Here is a 1,322-nt window from a genome sequence, read left to right on the forward strand (position 1 = left end):
CTGAACCGCGCCGGGTTTGCCGGAGGCTCCAACTCGTGAGAAAGTGGAGCCGATATGAGCAAGACGACCAACAAATTTTCACCTGAAGTTCGTGACCGAGCCATCCGCATGGTTTTGGACCATGAGGCTGAGCATCCATCCCGGTGGGCGGCAGTTTCATCCATAGCCGCCAAGATTGGCTGCTCGGCACATACGCTGCATGAGTGGGTGAAGAAAGCCGATGTTGACAGCGGCAAACGAGCAGGCCTTCCAAGCGATGTCGCCGAGAAGATGAAGGCCCTTGAGCGGGAGAACCGCGAGCTTCGACAGGCCAATGAGATTTTGCGCAAGGCGTCGGCTTATTTTGCCCAGGCGGAGCTCGACCGCCCACTGAAGCGATGATTTCCTTCATCGACGAACACCGCTCAAAATTCGGGGTCGAGCCGATCTGCAGGCTGCTGCCGATTGCCCCGTCCACTTACTATGACGCCATCGCCAAGCGCACGGACGTGGACCGCCTGTCGGTCCGCGCTCGTCGCGACGCGGCAATGAAGGTCGAGATACGCCGAGTGTTCAATGAGAATTTCCAAGTCTACGGCGTGCGGAAAGTATGGCGGCAGTTGCAGCGGGAAGGCTTCGACATAGCTCGATGCACTGTTTCTCGGCTTATGAGAATGATGGGTCTCCAGGGCATTATCCGTGGAAAGCCCGTCAAAACGACCGTGCCTGACAAGGCCGCTCTATGTCCGCTCGACCGCGTGAACCGCCAGTTCTGCGCTCCCGCGCCGAACATGTTGTGGCTTTCCGATTTCACGTATGTAGCCACTTGGCAAGGCTTCGTTTACGTCGCTTTCGTGATCGACGCGTTCGCCCGCCGCATCGTCGGCTGGCGGGCGAGCCGAACCGCTCATGCGGGTTTCGTCCTTGATGCCCTGGACCAGGCACTCCATGACCGGCGGCCAGTCCATCGCGGTGGTCTCATCCACCACTCCGACAGGGGTGTTCAATACGTATCGATCAAGTATTCCGAACGGCTGGCGGAGGCAGGCATCGAGCCTTCCGTTGGAAGCGTCGGCGACAGTTACGACAACGCTCTCGCCGAAACGATCAACGGCCTCTACAAGGCCGAGGTCATCCATCGGCGGGGACCATGGCGCAATTTCGAAGCCGTGGAGTTCGCCACACTCGAATGGGTGGATTGGTTCAACAACCGGCGTCTTCTGGAGCCCATAGGAAACATTCCGCCTGCCGAAGCCGAAGAACGTTACTATGCCATGCTGGACGCGCCAGCCATGGCCGCATAACTTAAACCAAACGGCCTCCGGCAAACCCGGCGCGGTTCA

At 59.0% G+C, this 1,322-nt stretch carries 1 protein-coding gene and 1 other annotated feature; the gene reads left to right on the top strand.

Annotated features, from left to right (window positions below; translation table 11 throughout):
• Nucleotides 1–54: 54 nt before the first annotated feature.
• Nucleotides 55–1,283 (top strand): IS3-like element ISRtr2 family transposase gene (locus tag HWX93_RS22645; RefSeq protein ID WP_176038806.1). Its coding sequence is split into 2 segments (ribosomal slippage): nt 55–343 and nt 343–1,283, totalling 1,230 coding nucleotides; the frame shifts between segments, so codons are not numbered across the junction.
• Nucleotides 336–452: a sequence feature (AL1L pseudoknot), on the top strand. It overlaps the preceding gene by 117 nt.
• Nucleotides 1,284–1,322 lie beyond the last annotated feature (39 nt).

The organism is Brucella tritici (assembly GCF_902825325.1).
Classification (GTDB): Bacteria; Pseudomonadota; Alphaproteobacteria; order Rhizobiales; family Rhizobiaceae; genus Brucella.